Source organism: Streptomyces toxytricini (assembly GCF_014649915.1).
Lineage (GTDB): Bacteria > Actinomycetota > Actinomycetes > Streptomycetales > Streptomycetaceae > Streptomyces > Streptomyces toxytricini.
The window spans coordinates 336,772-354,150 of record NZ_BMTY01000005.1; the positions used below are offsets into that span (position 1 = coordinate 336,772).

The 17,379-nt window shown below is 73.5% G+C and carries 14 protein-coding genes; 6 read left to right on the forward strand and 8 right to left on the reverse strand.

The features are described 5' to 3' along the window. Window positions 1-33: 33 nt before the first annotated feature. Complete coding sequence (locus IE170_RS08825; RefSeq protein WP_189808783.1) at window positions 34-1,521, reverse strand: SulP family inorganic anion transporter; 1,488 nt, start codon at window positions 1,519-1,521, stop codon at window positions 34-36. A 561-nt stretch (window positions 1,522-2,082) separates the two neighbouring features. Between IE170_RS08825 and IE170_RS08830 the strand changes: the two genes are divergently transcribed. Together IE170_RS08830 and IE170_RS08835 are read left to right on the forward strand one after the other, a co-directional pair. Next, window positions 2,083-2,484: a MerR family transcriptional regulator gene (locus IE170_RS08830; RefSeq protein ID WP_189808784.1), complete on the forward strand. Its 402-nt coding sequence runs from the start codon at window positions 2,083-2,085 to the stop codon at window positions 2,482-2,484. Window positions 2,485-2,791: 307 nt separating this feature from the next. Continuing rightward, window positions 2,792-3,025: a hypothetical protein gene (locus IE170_RS08835; protein ID WP_189808734.1), complete on the forward strand. Its 234-nt coding sequence runs from the start codon at window positions 2,792-2,794 to the stop codon at window positions 3,023-3,025. 6 nt (window positions 3,026-3,031) lie between these two features. Here IE170_RS08835 and IE170_RS08840 read toward each other — a convergent pair whose 3' ends face one another. After that, on the reverse strand, window positions 3,032-3,778 hold the full coding sequence (locus tag IE170_RS08840; RefSeq protein WP_189808735.1) for a helix-turn-helix domain-containing protein: 747 nt from the start codon (window positions 3,776-3,778) through the stop codon (window positions 3,032-3,034). Between the two features lie 241 nt (window positions 3,779-4,019). Here IE170_RS08840 and IE170_RS08845 point away from each other — a divergent pair, with 241 nt between their 5' ends. Then, on the forward strand, window positions 4,020-4,688 hold the full coding sequence (locus tag IE170_RS08845) for a DUF4097 family beta strand repeat-containing protein (RefSeq protein WP_189808736.1): 669 nt from the start codon (window positions 4,020-4,022) through the stop codon (window positions 4,686-4,688). 67 nt (window positions 4,689-4,755) lie between these two features. On the opposite strand, the gene IE170_RS08850 is transcribed toward IE170_RS08845, so the two are convergent. Further along, window positions 4,756-5,397: an HAD family hydrolase gene (locus IE170_RS08850; RefSeq protein WP_189808737.1), complete on the reverse strand. Its 642-nt coding sequence runs from the start codon at window positions 5,395-5,397 to the stop codon at window positions 4,756-4,758. 555 nt (window positions 5,398-5,952) lie between these two features. On the opposite strand from IE170_RS08850, the gene IE170_RS08855 reads away from it, so the two are divergent. Continuing rightward, window positions 5,953-6,576, forward strand: a complete 624-nt coding sequence (locus IE170_RS08855; protein ID WP_189808738.1) for a hypothetical protein — start codon at window positions 5,953-5,955, stop codon at window positions 6,574-6,576. Window positions 6,577-6,609: 33 nt separating this feature from the next. On the opposite strand, the gene IE170_RS08860 is transcribed toward IE170_RS08855, so the two are convergent. From IE170_RS08860 to IE170_RS08870, 3 genes are all read right to left on the reverse strand, one after another. After that, window positions 6,610-9,681, reverse strand: coding sequence for a hypothetical protein (locus tag IE170_RS08860; protein WP_189808739.1), 3,072 nt, complete (start codon window positions 9,679-9,681; stop codon window positions 6,610-6,612). Next, window positions 9,682-11,550 carry an HSP90 family protein gene (locus IE170_RS08865; protein WP_189808740.1) on the reverse strand — a complete coding sequence of 623 codons (1,869 nt, stop codon included), beginning with the start codon at window positions 11,548-11,550 and terminating at the stop codon, window positions 9,682-9,684. Between the two features lie 76 nt (window positions 11,551-11,626). Further along, window positions 11,627-12,604 carry a hypothetical protein gene (locus IE170_RS08870; RefSeq protein WP_223855668.1) on the reverse strand — a complete coding sequence of 326 codons (978 nt, stop codon included), beginning with the start codon at window positions 12,602-12,604 and terminating at the stop codon, window positions 11,627-11,629. 327 nt (window positions 12,605-12,931) lie between these two features. Between IE170_RS08870 and IE170_RS08875 the strand changes: the two genes are divergently transcribed. Further along, entirely contained in the window at window positions 12,932-13,792 is an 861-nt protein-coding gene (locus IE170_RS08875; protein ID WP_268255642.1) for an arylamine N-acetyltransferase family protein, read from the forward strand. Between the two features lie 236 nt (window positions 13,793-14,028). Here the strand turns inward: IE170_RS08875 and IE170_RS08880 are convergent, their stop codons facing one another. Further along, entirely contained in the window at window positions 14,029-15,291 is a 1,263-nt protein-coding gene (locus IE170_RS08880) for an MFS transporter (protein WP_229884652.1), read from the reverse strand. 475 nt (window positions 15,292-15,766) lie between these two features. Here IE170_RS08880 and IE170_RS08885 point away from each other — a divergent pair, with 475 nt between their 5' ends. After that, entirely contained in the window at window positions 15,767-17,023 is a 1,257-nt protein-coding gene (locus tag IE170_RS08885) for an ATP-grasp domain-containing protein (RefSeq protein WP_189808743.1), read from the forward strand. Between the two features lie 19 nt (window positions 17,024-17,042). On the opposite strand, the gene IE170_RS08890 is transcribed toward IE170_RS08885, so the two are convergent. Beyond that, entirely contained in the window at window positions 17,043-17,375 is a 333-nt protein-coding gene (locus IE170_RS08890; protein ID WP_189808744.1) for a hypothetical protein, read from the reverse strand. Window positions 17,376-17,379 lie beyond the last annotated feature (4 nt).

Sequence of the window (17,379 nt, forward strand, 5' to 3'; positions counted from 1 at the left end):
GGACCGGGCTGCGCCCGGGTTCAGCCGCCCCCGTCACCCCAGGGGGAGTTCGCCGCTCAGCCTGCCGTGCAGATGCGCGCTGGGCCCGTTGAGGCCGATGATCTCGACGGTCTTGCCGCGCTGCGCGTACTTGGCCGTCACCGTGTCGAGCGCGGCCACGGAGGTCGCGTCCCACACGTGTGCGGCCGACAGGTCGATGACGACGCGCTCCGGATCGCCCGCGTAGTCGAACCGCCCGACGAGGTCCCCCGCCGAGGCGAAGAACAGCGCGCCGGACACGCGGTGGACGACGCAGTCGCCGTCCGGGTCGGTCACCGAGGTGACCTGGGCCTGCCGGGCGACGCGCTTGGCGAAGACGGCCATGGCGCACAGGCAGCCGGTGACGACACCCACGGCGAGGTTGTGCGTCGCGACCACGCCCACCACCGTCACCACCATCACCACGGTCTCCCCGACGGGCATCCGCCGGAGCGTACGCGGGGCGATGGAGTGCCAGTCGAACGTCGCCGCCGACACCATGATCATGACGGCGACGAGGGCGCCCATGGGGATCTCCGACACGACCGGCCCGAAGACGATGCACAGCACCATCAGGAACACACCGGCCATGAACGTCGACAGGCGCGTGCGGGCACCGGACACCTTCACGTTGATCATCGTCTGGCCGATCACCGCGCAGCCGCCCATGCCGCCGAAGAAGCCGGTGACGATGTTCGCGATGCCCTGCCCGACCGACTCGCGCGTCTTGTTCGAGCGGGTGTCGGTGATGTCGTCGACCAGCTTGGCCGTCATCAGCGACTCCATCAGTCCGACCAGCGCCACCGCGAACGCGTACGGGGCGACCGTCGCCAGCGTCTCCAGCGTGAACGGGACGTCCGGCAGCCCCGGCACGGGCAGCGACGACGGCAGCGCGCCCTTGTCGCCGACGGTCGGTACGGCGATCCCGGCCGCCACCGTGATCAGGGTGAGGGCCGCGATGGAGACCAGCGGCGCCGGGACGGCCGTCGTGATCCGCGGGAAGAACACCATCAGCGCCAGACCGCCCGCGATCAGCGGATAGACGGCCCACGGCACGTCCCGCACCTCCGGCACCTGCGCCATGAAGACGAGGATGGAGAGGGAGTTGACGAAGCCGACCATCACCGAACGCGGAATGAACCGCATCAGCCGCGCCACGCCGACCGCGCCCAGCACCATCTGGAAGACGCCGGCGAGGATCACGGCGGCGACGAGGTGTCCGACGCCGTGCTCGCGGCTGAGCGGGGCGATCACGAGGGCGACGGCGCCGGTCGCCGCGGAGACCATGGCCCGCCGTCCGCCGACGACGGCGATGGTGACGGCCATGGTGAACGAGGCGAACAGGCCCAGCGCCGGATCGACCCCGGCGATGATCGAGAAGGAGATCGCTTCGGGTATCAGGGCCAGGCCGACGACGAGTCCGGCGAGGATCTCGGTCCGCCACACCTTCGGATCGGAGATCCAGTCGGGCTTCAGGCGGCGAAGGCGCGCCCCCGCGGACACGGCGGTGGCAGCGGCGGGATCGGCGGTGGACACGTCGGGGGCCGCAGCGGCAGCAGGGGACAAGGAGGGCAGACCTGTCGTACTCGGGGGAGGCGGGGGCCGGGCCGGCACACCGCGGGCGGCCCCGCGAAACGGAACCGGAGGTGAGAGAGCAGGCAGGGAGCGGCGGTAGCGGCGCCCGACGGTACGGACGGTGCCGGGCGGCCCGCGCCCGGGCTCACGACCTGCGGCGGAACGTCACGGCGGGCACGCGGAGGCGCCGGACGCCAAGGGCTCGCGCACGCTGCTCTCCTGGCTCTCCTGCGGAATCGGACTTCTCCGGGGGCGCCGTCGGCCCCGACACGCAACGGCAGGACGGCGTCGGGCCGCCCCGGCCGCCGGCAACTCTACCCTAACGTTAGAGTAGGGATCGGCGGCGCCCGCCAACGACCGACCCACCCACCCCGGGCACGGGCCGACGGGGCGCAGAAGTACCGGAGGACGACGGGCGTGGACGACAACGGCGGCAACGACACCCGCGGCGGCGGCGCCCGCGGCACCGTAGCCACCACCGCCCGGCACATGCAGATCGGCGAGGTCGCGACCCGCACCGAATTGTCCCTGCGCACCATCCGCCACTACGAGGAGACCGGCCTCGTCACCCCGTCCGCCCGCTCGCAGGGCGGCTTCCGTCTCTACACCGAGGGCGACGTCGCCCGCCTCATGGTCATCCGCCGCATGAAGCCGCTCGGCTTCACCCTCGACCAGATGCGCGACCTCCTGGACGCCACCGACCGCCTCGACGGCGGCGCCGCGCTCGACGCGGACGAACGCGAGGCGCTCCTGGGCCGTGTACGCACCTACCAGGAGGCCGCTGCCGAACAGGTGGAGAAGCTCCGCATCCAGCTCGCCCGTGCGGAGGACTTCGCCGACACCCTGCGCGCCCGCCTCCCGCGGGACGCCCCCGCGACCCGTACCGCCTGAGTCCGGCCCGGAGGCTCCAGGCCGCCCCCGCGGGCGGCGCGGCACTACGGGCGGGATCAGCCAAGAGCACCGGGGCGCCGCTGCGGCTGCCGCAGCGCCGGAACCGTCCCGCGGCAGTGGCCGACACGCCGCGGGGTGCTGCAAAGCCTTGGGCAAGGCCGGACGGCTCCGTTACCTTCGCGACCTGACGCCGGGAGGCCTCCTCCAGCGGGCGTTGCGCCGCCCCGCGAGTCGAAAGGGTACGAGAGACATGGACGCGCCGTTAGACGCAGGCCACGCCGGAGAACGGCAGAGGACGGTATGGACCTTGCCCGGCCTCCTCTTCGCAGCGGTCGCCGCCGTGCTCCGTTGCACCTCCGTGTGGTCGTGGTGGGCGTTGCTGTGGGTGCCGCTGCTGCTGCTCGGCGTCGTCGTAACGGTGCAGGAATGGCGGCTGTCGGCCCGCAAACGGTGGCGGATCGGCGTCATGGAATGGCTGTCCCTCGTCTTGGCGAACACCAGCCTCGCGGTGTGCCTGACGGCCGTATGGGTGCTGGGCTGACAGGGCTCACGACCGCGTCGCGGCGTCGTCCGGGTCGGCGGCGGGGGGCTTCGCGTAGAGGATGTCGCGTGCCTGTTCCGCGGCGCGGATGAGGCTCTCGGTGACGAAGTCGACGAAGCGCGCGATGTTCTCGAGGCGGGCGGCCGCAGGCGTGTCGGGGCCGAGGACGCCGACGCCCTGGCGGGCGACCACGACGATTTGGGCCGTGGAACGGGCGCTGGCCAGCATCGACTGGTACCAGACGTCGTCGTCGACGATGTAGCGCTCGCGGCGGCGTTCGTCCCGCTCGCGGCGTACGAGGCCCTGCTCCTCAAGGAACGCGATCGCCTTGGAGACGGACGCCGGGCTGACCTGGAGGCGCTGCACCAGCTCGGCCGCGGTGAGGCTGCCGGCGTCCGTGGTGTACAGGCACACCATGACGCGGGCCATCATCTTCGGGACGCCCGAGCCCATGAGGACGGTGGTGAACTCCTCCTCGTACCGGCGCACCTCCTCCGCGTCGCGGCCGTGGGGCAGCGCCTGCTTCGGTGCACTGCGCGGGACGGCCTGCTTGCGGCGCTGGGCACGCTGCTCGGTGGCGCGGTGCGCCAGGTCGGCGCGGTAGGAGGTGGGGCCGCCGTTGCGCATGACTTCGCGCGTGACGGTCGAGGTCGGGCGGTCGAGGCGCCGGGCGATCTCCGCATAGGCGAGGCCGTCGGCCAATCCCAGTGCGATCTGCTGGCGTTCCTGCTGGGTCAGCCTGCCTCCCGGCATGGCGGCCTCCTTTGCGGTTCGGGGCTCCAGTATAGCGTTCACTCCTTTTCATTGCAACGTTTGGCGGGGTGTTCGTTGCGTTACTTCCTGGTTCGGTGCAACGATTTCAGAGCTTTGAGCTGCGAAAACAGTCGTAGCTCGCAATGAATTGATTGCCTGTTCCTCGAACGCAACGTAGCTTTTCTCTCATCGGAAACGACGGGCCGCAAGGGCCCGCCGACCACTCCAGGGAGAACCCACCATGCAGACGTTCGCCACCCCCGCCCCCGTCTCCGTCGTCCTCGACGTCCCCGCGGGCAACATCCGCTTCATCGCCGCCGACCGGGCCGACACCACCGTCGAGGTGCTGCCCGCGGACGCCTCCAAGAGCCGCGACGTCACCGCCGCCCAGGAGACGGCGGTCGCCTGCACCGACGGCGTCCTCACCATCACCGCCCCGAAGAAGAAGGGGATCCTGGCCGGCGCCGGCTGCGTCGAGGTCACCGTCCAGCTTCCGGCCGGCTCGCGCGTCGAGGCCAAGACCGCGTCGGCCGAGTTCCGCGGCGTCGGACGGCTGGGTGAGGTCGCCTACGACAGCGCCCACGGCACCGTCAAGCTCGACGAGGCCGCCGGCGCCCGCCTCACCCTCCAGGCCGGCGACATCGCCGTCGGCCGCCTCGGCGGACCGGCCGAACTCCGCACGCAGAAGGGCGACCTGACCGTCACCGAAGCGCACCGCGGCCCGCTCACCCTGCGCACCGAGCACGGCGACATCACCGTCGGCGCCGCCCGCGGAACCTCCACCTCCCTCGACGCCGGCACCTCCTACGGCCGCATCCACAACGCCCTCGCCAACACCGACGGCGACGCCCCGGCGCTCGCCATCCACGCCACCACCGCCTACGGCAACATCACCGCCCGCTCTCTGTGACGCCCCACCGGCCGCACGGCCACCGCGGCCGGTGGTGCTCCCGCAGCCGCGGGCCGGGGCGGCGCCGTCACACCGACGGCACGCCCGCCGACGCGCCGGCCCGCCCGCGCTCCACATGGGCCGCGATGCGGGCCATGGTGGCGGCGTTGTCCACGAACAGATGGTCCTGCATGCCCGCCGCGCGGGCCGCCTCCACGTTCACCGCCACGTCATCGACGAAGAGGCAGTCCGCCGGCCGCACGTCCAACTGCGCGCAGGCGGTGTCGAAGGCGCGCACGTCCGGCTTGCCGATGCCGATCTCGTGCGAGTAGACGATCCGCTCCACCAGCCGATCGAAGCCATACCGGGCCGTCTCCCGCTCCCTGGCGCCGACGAAGCTGTTGCTGAGGATGCCCAGGCGGCACCTCCCGCGCAGCGCGTCGACGTAGGCGATGAGCTCCTCGTTCGGTGTGCCCAGGTACTCGGCCCACAGGTCGGCCATGAAGGCTTCGACGGCCGGCGCGTCGAGGCCGAGGCGCGTGGCCGCCTCCTCGTGCACGTCCCGTTCGCTGATCTCGCCGACGCTGCCGGCACGCCAGACGTCGCCCATCCGCTCGTCCACCGTGCCCGGCGGCAGCCGCAGCCTCTCCTCCCACCGCCGCACCCACCCCGTCTCCGGGGTGAACTCGAGAACGCCGCCGATGTCGAGGATGACGCAGGTCCCGGTCACACGAACTCCCCTCCCAGCGCTGTTGCGCGCAATACAGGGGACAACTGTCACCCCGCCCCGGAGCCGTGGATCAAGCGATCACACCACGTTGTGACACGCCTGTCGCAAGCCGACCTCAGGCACCGCCCCCGCCGCAGCCACACGGGGAGGTGCCCCCCGGGCCGGGAACCGTCGGCGAGGGCAAAAGGGCAGGCGAACGGCGCCGGCCGGGGTGCCGCGGGCAGCGGATCTCCGAAGGCTCCGGCAGGCAGGCAAGCGTGGAGCGCCGCTTCCACCGGTGGCAGCCGTCACGGGCAGCACACGGCGCGCCGATTCCGGGAACAGGGATCGCGCACCCTGCACCGCCCACCGCGAAGAAGCCGGCGGACGGGCTTTCGGTCCTGCCGGACGGGCGCACATGGCATAGTGTCACGACCTGCAATGCGATCGCGGTGACGGCAACCACGGGCCAGACCGGCCCAGTTGTCCGCGGTGTTCGCACATCGGTGTGGTGTCGCGGGGGAGCTCGCCGAGCCACATGACCCGGGTGACCGGCATCCGCAGGGTGGTGCAGTGGTGAGCGAAGGTGACGTGTTCCTCCCCCGGGGCGTGGGAACCGCGGCCCTCTGGTCGAACGCACCCGCACCCGCCCCCGAGGCACCCGCGGCAGCGCCACCGCCGGCGCCCACCGCGCTCCCGGACGTGCCCGCCCGGATCGCCGTCATCGCCGCCCTCACCGCCGAGGGTGACCTGGACCAGGCCGTCCTGCACGCCGAGCAGCTCGACACCGCGTACGGGGCCGCCACCGCCGGAACCCCCACCACCGCCCTCGCGGACATCCGCGAGGTACGCGGCTACCTGGCCAGCCTGGCCGGCGACACCCGGGCGGCGGTGGGCTGGTACCTGCACGCGCTCCGCCTGCGCGCCGGCCTGCAGGGCCCCTCCCACCCCGACACCGGGGCCGCGGTCCGCCGAACGTACAGCCTCTGGCGGACCGTCACCGACCCCGCCCTCGGACAGGCCCTCGGCGCGGAGCTCCTGGCGACGGCCGTCGCCGTCCAGGGCCCGGACAGCGCGGCCGCACGCCGTATCCGCGCCGTCCTGGCCGACCCGGCCCCCGACTGGTCGCACGACACCCCCGCCGAACTGACGGCGTCCTGGGAGGACGCCTTCACCCTCCGGGAACACGACGACCCATGACGCACGCCGGGTCCGGCGGCCGACCCCCGCGACTCAGCGGTCGGACTGGCGGGCGCGGAAGTCCACGCGCAAGGCGTCCAGGATCTGCGCGGCTTCGTCCAGACCGTGTCGACGGCAGCGTTTGGCGGCGGCGGAGAGCCGGGCCATCGCCTCCGAGGCCCGGCCGAGGCCGTTGTACTCGATCACCGCCGCCACACGGACGGATTCGGCCCGGGGCACTTCGCCCTGCTCGCCGTCCCGTTCGTGTGCGGCGACGGACGCTTCCGCTTCCGCCAAGGCGTCGGTGAAGCGCTCGGCCGAGGCGAGGACGCGGGCCCGCTGGTAGTGGATGGTGCCGGACTCGTAGGCGTGGGAGAAGCCGTCCGTGTCCGGCGGCACCGCCGCACACACGGCGTCGGCCTCCGCCAGGTGGGCGAGCGCCGCCGCCAGCCCGGCCGGTCCCTCCGCATCCTCCGTTCCAGGACGCTCGCCGAGCGGGGTCAACCGGGCGAACTCGCACATCATCCGGATGATGACCGGCGGGTTGGCCGCCTTCGCATGCGCGTCGACGGCGCGGGCGTACGCCGCGCGGGCGGCGTCCCAGCGGTCGGCCGCCGCCAGCGACACCGCCGCCTCCGACGCCACCAGCGTCAGCACCTCCGGGGCGTCCTCCCAGTCCGCGACGGTGTCCGCCAGCCGCAGGAACACCTCCGCCGCAGCCCGGTGCTCCTCCAGCGCGCGCAGGCCGCGCCCCAGGGTCAGCCGGACCTGGGCGTGCAGCCGCCCGTCGAGTGCACCCGACTCGTCCGCGTCGACGGACTCCAGCACGGCGACGGCCTCCTCCGGCCGGCCCGCGTGCGTGAGGACGTCCGCGAGCTGGAGCCGCATGTCGGCCGCCGCGTCGTGCGCACCGCTCCGGTCGTGGCGGGCGGCGGCCTCCGACAGGTGCCGCACCGCGGTGGCGGTGTCCCCGACGTGCGAGGCGGCGTGCCCGAGCATGGCGTGGACGGAGACCAGCGGGAAGTCGGACGCGCCGTGCCGTACGGCGAGCGCGATCACCTGGTGGAGGGGCTCGACGGCCTCCCCGTACTTCCCCTGCGCGAACAGCGTCTGGGCGAGGATCGAGCGGGTGCGGATGCCCGCCCAGGGGCGGCCGGACGCCTCGACCTCCTCCAGTGCGGCCCGCAGGTGGCCTTCCGCCCGTTCCGGCTCGCCGCGGCGCAGCGCCAGGTCCGCCGTGAACTCCAGCGCGCCCGCCTTCCGGTGCGGTACGGCCAGCCGTTCCGCCTCGGAGCGCAGGAGCGCGACGGTCTCCTCGAACCGTTCGAGGGTAGCCGCGGAGACCTCCGGCAGCTCCTCCACGGCCTCGTGGTAAGCCCCGTATACGCGGAAGTACACGACGGTCAGGTACTGCTCGGCCACGTCTGCGGCCTCGGCCGCGCGGGCGGCGTCCGCCGGCCGGTCCGCCGGCGCGGCGAGACTGGGGGAGCCGGGCGACGCGGCCAGTTCTTCCGCCTCGCGCAGGACCGCGTCGAGGCCGGCGCGGATCCCCGCCCGGTCCACGACCCCGGCATCGGAAGCACCATCGGACCCGCCGGCAGCGCCGTCACCGGAACCGGAATCGCCCCCGCTCCTCCGTACGGACCCCCAGGCCAGGGCCCGCGCCCGGCAGACGAGCGCGTCCCACGCCAGGCCGGCCGCGCCGAACAGCCCGGCGGCCTCCGTCATCGCGGCCACGGCCTCGGTCTCCCGGTCGTCCCCGAACAGCTCGTAGGCGCGCTGCTCGACGAGCTCCGCGCGCAGGCGCCCCTCCGGCCCGAGCCGGTCGTCGTGCACGTACGCGTCCTCGCCGGCCACGGCGGCGATCCGCTGCCACAGCGGCGTGTCGCCCGGGTGCCCCAGAGCGGCCATCCGCCGCGCCTCCTGCACCAGCTCGACGAAGTCCTCGGGAATCACGGGGGCGGCCGGAGCACCGAAGGCGCCGTTCCCGCCGGCCCCGGAGCCGGACACCGCCCCCGCAGCGGCCGTTCGCAGCCCCAACGGCAGCGGTTCCCCGGTCAGGGGCGCACACGCAAGCCGTGCGCGCCGCCGGTCGCCGACCCCCGTCGTGCCGTTGCGCGCATCGAACGCGGCGGCCAGGGAATCCCCCTCCGCCCGTACGGTCTCCAGCAGCTCCCCCGCCGTCCAGCTCCGCCCGGGCGGCCCGGCCACCGGCGCGTCCGCATGCCCGCCCGCGACGAGCCGGGCGAGGAGCACCTCCACGCCGGTCAGGAACCCGAGGCGGGCCAGCGGCGCGCCGACCGCCTCGAAGAGCGGCCGGTTCTCCGCGAGGATCTCCAGGCCGCGGCCCTCGTTGCGGGTGAGCGCGCAGAACTCCAGGTGCAGCCCGACCTCGTCCTGCATGCCCGACATGCCTCGGACCCGCCGGTAGCCGCTCAGGTGGTGCGAACGCGCCTCGTCCAGGCGGCCCGAACGCACCAGCGGCAGCAGCGCCTGCGCCTGGTTCATCTGCGGTTCGTCGGAGCAGGACGAGTCGCCCTCCAGGACCGGACGCCACACCTCCAGCGCCGCCGCGTCGTCACCGGCGCGTACCCGGTGCAGCGCGTGGTGGCGCGTCTCGCACGCCTCGCAGTCGCTGAGCCGGGTGCGCGGCCGGGTCGCCCACAGGTCGTACGCCGCATCCGTACCCGCCCCGGTGTGCGCCGCGACCTGGTACCGCATCGCCGCCACCGGCTGCACGCCGTGGCCGTCCGCCTCGTACCGCTCCCGCATGCGCCCGATCCAGCCCTCGACCGTCGCCAGCGGCACCTCGGGCACCTGCAGCAGCGACGTCGTGACCCACTTGAAGCGCCACAGCACCTGGTGCGCCTCCCACTCGCTGAAGGCGCCCGGCGCGTCCTCCCACAGCTTCAGCAGCCGTGCGAACACCACCGGCGACTTGCGGTGCTCACCGGTGTGCTCGTACGCCTCCATCAGCTCCATCAGCGCCGTGACCAGGATGTCCGGCTTGTCGAACGGCTCGGCGGCCTCGACCAGCTCCTCAGCGGTGACGGTGCGCTGCAGGCCGTAGGGGCGCTCGTTGTTCTCGCGCAGCGCTTCGAACACGGCCTCGGGGGTGTCCAGCATCTACTGCTCCTTCCGGGGCTCGTCGGTACCGGGCGCGGCCTGCGCGCCGCCAGGGTGCATGGCATGGGTGAGGAGGCTGATGAACGCCCGGTTCAGCAGGGCGCTCTCGTTCGCCTTCAGGGGCCGCCGGCTCAGCAGCAGCGCCTGCCCCAGCAGGGACTCGGCCGCGGCGACGGCGAGCCCGCGCTCGGTGATCGTCACGGCCTGGCGGACCAGCGGGTTGAGGTGGTTGAGGACGAGCTGCGCACGCGGGGTCTCGCTGCGCAGCGAGCCGAGGATGTCGGCCCACAGGCCGTCGCTGTCGGCGGCCAGGCCGGACCGCGTCCGCTCGTGGCGGGCCTCCCGGTTGTCCAGCAGCAGCACCGGCGCGGTGACCGGCTGGAAGTCGCGCAGGACGACGTCGCAGTCGTGCGCGGCGACCGTCTCGCGGGCGACGGAGAGGAACGCGGCGGCCCGGATCTCGGCGGACGGGTCCACGGAGTCGAGGTGCGCGGTGACGGTCGCCGGATCCAGATCGGTGACGGCCGTCCCGGGCCGGATCTCCGGCAGCCGGTGCACCAGGTCGCGGTCGTACGTGTACCCGCCGTTGACGACACCGAGGCCGGCCGCGGAGGCGATCGGGGCGACCTGGCGGAACTCCTCCACGCTGCGCGTCACGAGGACGGTGGCGTGCGCCCGCGCGAACTCCTCCAGGGTGACGTTCCCGTCGGTCGTCTCGAACGGCAGCCACGGCAGCACGATCCGCAGCAGCTCGTCGTCGTAGCGGGCGAGCGCCTTGACCGCCAGGTGGTGCACGTCGATGAACCGGTGCAGCAGCGCCGGGTCGCTCGCGGCGAGGCCCGTCAGCCAGTCGCGGATGCGGACGCCCAGAGCGTCCCGTACGGCGGCCAGGGTGCCGTCCTCGTACAGGGCCTCGCGGGACGCCGTCGGCCGCAGGCTCGTCGTGTCGATGACGCAGCGCACGAAGAAGGCCCAGTCGGGCAGCAGCTCGGACGCCTGGTCGCTGAGCAGCATCCCCTTGAGGTGGACGCGGTGCCCGGCGCGCTGGGCCGGGCTGAGCGCCGTCGGCAGCACGTACGCGACCCCGCGCAGGCCGGCGGCCGGCAGGTCGAGCTCGATGGCGTCGAGGGGCGTGAAGTCGAAGACGGAGCGGCAGTACGAGGTCAGCGCCTCGCGGCGGGCGAGCGGCGAGCCGTGCCGGCGCTGCCACGGCGGTGCCTCGTCGATGCGGGTGCGCCCGCCGTCCTCGCCCACGACGGTCACCTCGTGCGGCAGCAGGCGCCCGTAGTGGCGGGCCAGCTCGACGACCCGGGCGTGGGTCGTCCACTCGGCGTTGTCGGCGCGCGGGGTGAGCCGGACGGTGGTGCCGGGCTCCGGGACGGAGCCGGCCGGGAGGGTGCGGATCGTGTAGCGGCCGTCGGAGTGGCCGCGCCACTCGACCGCGGGCGCGGCCGGGTCGGCGGCGTGCCGGTTGACCACGGTGATCTCGTCGGCGACGACGAAGCAGGCGAGCAAGCCGATGCCGAACTGGCCGATGAAGTCCCCGCGCTCGGCGGCGAGCCCGGCCCCGTCGAGGCCGCCGTCGGCGGTGCGCTTGGAGCTGCGGCCGATGGTTGCGAGGAACCGGTGTACGTCGGCCTCGGTCAGGCCGATGCCGGTGTCGGTGATGGTGAGCGTGGCGCCGGTCCGCACGGTGATCGCGGCGGGTGCGCCGGGGTCGGCGGCCCGGCGGGCGGTGATGGCGTCCACGGAGTTCTGCAGGAGCTCCCGCAGGTAGACGCGGGGACTGGAGTAGAGGTGGTGGGACAGCAGGTCGACCAGGCCGCGCAGGTCGACCTGGAAGGTGTGGGCGGATGCGGATTGCGACACCTGTACGGGATCTTTCGTTCGGCGCGCCGCGCGGGGCGGCGGCAGGACCGGGGAGGAGGTCGGGGCAGGGCCTGGGTCAGGCGCCCACGGAGGACCGGTAGTTGCGGTAGGCCGCCACGGGGTTGTCGCCGTTGATGTAGTACCAGGGGAACTCGGAGACGACGCCGCCGGTCGCGTCGAAGCAGCGGCGGGCGTACTCCCTGTCCCCGGTGAGCGCGAACGCCATGGCGAAGGAGTTGCACACCTGCACCCGGCCGTAGCCCTGCTCGAAGCCGGTGTGCAGCACGGACCGGTCGGCGGCCTCCCGCAGCGAGCCGACGACGTCGGAACTCCGCATGTACCGCGCGCACGCCTCGCCCTCGAGGTCCAGCCAGTGCTCGATGTGCGCGAGCGCGACGAGCTGCCCGAGCAGGCTGCCCTCGGGCGCCTTCAGCATCGACGCGCGGGCGAAGGCGTGCATCTCCTCATGCGAGCCGCCCCATTTCCTGCACACCTGCTGCAAGTGCTGCTGGTGGGTCCGCAGATGGAACGGGTCCCGCCGCACCGCCGCCTCGAACCGCCGCTGCGCGACGACCGGGCCGACTTGCAGGCCGCGGCCGCTGGTCAGCAGCACCTGCCAGGGCGTGACCCAGTCGGGCTCGCGCTCGGCGGCCTCGTAGAGGAACGTTTCGGCGCGGCGCAGCCGCTCGTGGAACACCTCGAACTGCGCCCGCGACACGTGCTGGGCCCGCGCACCGGTCCGGGCCTCCCAGCCCCAGGCCACGTAACGCGCCCCGGCGACCAGCAGCGGCAGCGCCGAATCCGGCTCGGCCGCGATCGCCCGGTGGATCCACTCCTCCACCCCGGCGACCTCGGAGACCGTCCCCAGCATCCCGGCCCGGTCGGCACTCTCGGGCCGGGCGGCGAGCCCGTCGCGCACCCCGGCCCAGTCACCGGCCTCCGCGGCCTCCCGTACCCGCGTGACGGCAGGATCGCCGAAGTCCTTCTCCAACCGCACACCGGCCCTGCCGACCCACCGCCGCAGCGACAGCCCCGCCCCCCGGAGCAACGCCATACCCACCCCTTGCTCGTCCCGCTACACGTCCATGACCAGGGCCGATACCCGACCGCCCCCGCAAACCCAGTGAGTATCACGCCGCACGGACAAGCACACAAACACTTTCCCGCCCCGCCCCCGACATTGGCCGACAACCCCCACACACCACCCCGAATCCGCTTCCGCCCGGGGGGCCTACGACCCGGGGACCGGGACCAGGGGAGGGGGCGGGGTCGGTCCGTGGGGTGAGGTGGGGCTCCGGGATGCGGGGGTAGCGTCGGAGTGGGTGGGCGTGGTGTGTGAGGCGTCCCCCTGTGAGTGCGAGTGGACGGGCGGTGCGGTGGCGTGGGTGCGGGTGGGTGGCAGGGGGAGTTGCTCGATCTCGAGGGGTACCTCGGGCGGATCGGGTTTCGGGGGGAGCAGGCGGCCGGTGAGGGCGTGTTGCGGGAGTTGGTGCGGGCGCATGTGACCGCGCTGCCGTTCGAGAACTTCGATGCCGTGCTCGGGGTGGACATTCCGCTTGATGTGCCGGCCGTGCAGGACAAGGTGCTGCGGCGCCGGCGGGGCGGGTACTGCTACGAGCACGCCGTGCTCTTCGCCGCCGCGCTGGAGCGGCTCGGGTTCCGCTTCACAGCGCTGCACGGGCGCGTGACCCTCGGGTCGGAGAAGGTCACGCCCGCCACGCACGCGCTGCTGCTCGCCGAGGTTCCCGGCGACAGCCGCCGCTGGCTGTGCGACGTGGGGTACGGGGCCGGCCCGCTGGAGCCGATCGAGCTGGTCGACGGCGCCCGGTCCGAGGTCGGCGGGTGGCCGTTCCGGTTGGAGCGGCGGCCGGGGGAGTTCGGCATCGACCACTGGTGGCTGCACCACCGCGGCCCGGACGGCTGGGTCGACCGGCACACCTTCACGCTCACCCCGCAGCACCCCGTCGACTACGTCGGCGGCAGCCACTACGTCGGCACGCACCCCCGGTCGCCGTTCACCCGCCGCGCGTACGCCCAGCGGTTCGACGGCCGCCGCCACCAAATCCTCGACGGCGACGAGTGGACGACCGTCCTCCCCGACGGCAGCCGCAGCAGCCGTACGGTGCACCCGCGCGACCTGGCCCGGGTCCTGGGGGAGGAGTTCGCGATCGTGCTCGACGAGGACACCTCGGCCCGGCTCGCCGGAAGGGGGACGGCTACCAGCGCTCCGTCTGCCCGATGAAGTCCGGGATCTCCACGACGCCGCCCCGCGCCTTCGCCGCATGCAGCACGTGAAGTCCCTCCGGCAGCGTCCCGAGGGTGCCCGTCAGGAAGCCCCGGCCGCCGGTGGGTTGCTCGGCCGGGTGCGGCGTCGTCTGCGCCGTGAGGCAGTGGTGGGGTGGCTGAAACCGTGTGTGTACCGACGCGGAGCTGCCGACACGGGGACGTCGTGCGTGCACGAGGTCAGCACGACACAGCTCACACGCCGGATACGGCGGCGCCGGGCGTCGGAGGCGACTGCGTGCGGGAGCGGGTGCCGGCGCCCCAGCGGACCGCCGGGCCCATGGCCGCGGCCACCACCGTGAACAGGACGCCGAGCAGGATCCAGCCCGGCACGCCCCAGTACACGATCAGCCCGGTGAGCAGCAGCGGACCGACCATCTCGGCGACCGTCGTGCCGTTCCCGAAGAACGCCTGGTACTGGCCGTGCTTCCCGGCCGGTGCCAGCCCGAAGCTGACCTCCCAGGCGCCGGCCGCCTGCATCATCTCGCCCAGCGCCTGGATCGCCACGGCCATCAGCAGCAGCCCGCCGGCCACCCAGGCGGAATCGCCCATGCTCGTCATCGCGAAGACCGCGCATCCGAGCCCCAGCAGCGCACTGCCCCGGAAGATGTACCGGCTCGCGCTCGGCAGGTCCGTCACGCCGCGGGCGACCCGTACCTGGAACAGCACCACCGACACCGTGTTGAGCATGAACATCAGCGACAGCAGCCACACCGGCGCCGCCGTGTGCTCGCTGATCCACAGGGGCAGCGCGATGTCGACCAGCGGGACGTGCAGCAGCAGGAGCGTGTTGAGCGCCGTCACGACGACGTACGGCCGGTCCCTGAGCACCGACCGGTCCCGGCCGCCCCCCGCCGCCTCCGCCCGGGGCGCCGCCGCGCGCGGCACTTCGGGCACCCGGCTCAGCACGAACGCGGCGGCGAAGAAGGCCACCGCGTTCAGCGCGAACACCGCGTAGTACGCCTCCCGCCGGTCCAGCAGCAGCGCGGCGCCGCCGAACGCCGAGCCGACGGCGAGCCCGGCGTTGCAGCTCGACTGCACGTAGGCGCGGACCTTCGTCGCCTGCCCCACCGGGACCGAGCCCGCCAGGAGCGCCTGTTGCGCCGCCGAGCCGCCGCGCTGCGCGACCGCGTACACGCAGGCGCCGACGAGGAACGCGGTGAACGTCGACACGAAGAGGTAGGAGGCGATCGCCAGCCCCGCGCAACCGAACAGCACGACGGCGGTCGCCCGCGGGCCTCGGCGGTCCGCGAGATGGCCCATCGGCACGCTCAGCACCAGCGCCACCGACCAGGCGACGGTCAGGCCGAGCCCCATCTTCACCGGCGAGATGCCCACGATCCGCGTGAAGAACAGGGCCGAGCAGATGTAGTAGGCGCCGTCGCCGGTCCGGCAGACCAGTTGGGCGAGGGCCAGGACCCGGGGAACGCCCGGAGGCGGAATCAGTCCCTTGATCACTGCGCTCCTTGTCGCATCGGCTGTGGACGGCCGGCGGAGCGGGCGGAGGGGCGGAAGGGCCGAAAGGGGGCGCCGCCGCACCGCCGACAGCGGCCGCGGGGGCACACATCGGCATGTCGATGTCGGTGGGGGGTGGGGTGGGGTGGGTGCGGGACGGCCGGTACGCGGGGCTCCGGAACCCGTTGGAGGGCCGCCGCGAGCGTCAAGTCCCATGGTTCAGGCCAGATTATGCGCGGGGCCCCGTCGCGGCCAGTTGATTTGTTGACACCGTCCGACCTCCTGGTGAAGATCTCAAGAGCGTTACGAAACCGACCATTCGACTTCTTCGCGCGTGCGCCCCTCAGGGGCGCAGGAGCCGCGCAGCAGCGCGCGAGCCGAGCCGCGCACGCCCCCGCAGCGCCCCGGAAGCCCCCGATCCCCGGGACCGCCCCGGGGGCGGCCCCCACACTCCCCTCACAGCCCAGAAGGAGCCGTCGTGGCTGAACACGTCCTGGTCTTCGGTGTCGGATACGACATCCCGCAGCGTATGCGGGCGGCCGGCGCGGAGTCGGGCGGTGACGTCGTCACGTCGGTGATGTGCTGGCCCGAGCACCTGGAGAAGCTGGACGACGCCGACGAGCACGCCCGCGTGATCGTCCTGCAGCCCGACGCCACCGACGGCGAATGGCTCACCCTCGCCCGCGCCGTCCACGCCCTGCACCCCGTCACCCGGATCGGCTCCTTCTACGACGACTGCCGCCCCCAGGCCGCACTGGTGGCCCGGGACCTCGGCCTGGAGACGCACAGCCCCGAGGTCGTCGAAGTCGTCCGCGACAAGCACGCGATGCGGCAGCGGCTCGCCGACACCGGAGTCGAGAGGACGGCCTCCGCCGTCGTCGACGGCGCGGACGCGCTCAAGGCGTTCGCCGCCGAACACGGTTACCCGTGCGTGGTCAAGCCCGTCGACGGGGCGGCCAGCAAGGGCGTGTCCGTCATCCACGCCCCGCAGGAGGCCGAACAGGCCTTCCTGCGCGCGGGCGGGGCGGGCATTGAATCCCGGGTCGCGGCCGAGGAGTTCCTGAGCGGCGACCAGTACAGCGTGGAGGCCTTCTCCGAGAAGGGCGAACACGTCGTCCTGGCCGTGACCCGCAAGTTCTCCGACCCCGTCTCCCTGGTGGAGCTGGGACACGTCATGCCTGCCCCCCTGGAGCCGGAGCAGCGGACCGCGATCGAACACCACGTCACGGCGGTCCTGAACGCCCTCGACGTGGAATTCGGCCCCACCCACACCGAGGTGATCCTCACGCCCGCCGGCCCCCGCGTCATCGAAACGCACCTGCGCACCGGCGGCGACGACCTCTGGGACATGGTCACCGGCGCCACGGGTGTGGACATGATCGAGTGTCAGCTGCGCCAGGTCCTCGGCGAGACCGTCCTGCCGGGCGTGCGCGCCGTGCTCGCCGACCCCGAGCGCACGACGCGCTGCGAGGCGATCTGGTTCGCGGGCGCCCCCTCGTCCGGCACCCTCGTCGAGGTCGCCGGAGCCGACGCCGCCCTCCCGCCGGAGGTGGCGCTGACCGTCCTCGGCAAGCCCGGCACCCGGCTCGGCGGCCTCCAGAACAGCTTCTCCCGCCTGGCCTACGCCCGCGCCCACGCGGACACCGCCGACCAGGCCCTCGCCCTGGCCCGCCGGACCATCGCGAACCTCACCTTCGTGGCCACCCACCCGGCCGACCAGACGAACCTCCTCTGACGCCGCCCGCCCGCCGGTGTCAGTCCCCGTACAGGCACCGCCGCTCCGCAGCGTACGTGCCGTCCGGCAGGACCGCGTCGGTGAGCTCGAACTGCTCGCCGGCGCCGGCCGGGCCCGGCCAGGTGAGGACGGTCCCCGCGGGCCGGCTGCTGGGGAGGTGGACGGGCTGGCCGTCGGCGGCGCGGACGCCGATCAGGGTGTAGGTCCGCAGGACCGCCGCGCCCGGAACCGGTTGCCCCGCGGTCCGGGCGGCGGCCCGGCGTGTGCGGGCCCGGCGCAGCAGGAAGAACACCAGGGCGACGGTGGGGCCGCCGAGCGCTTCCGCCGTCCAGCCGGTGAGTACGTCGTGCACCGTC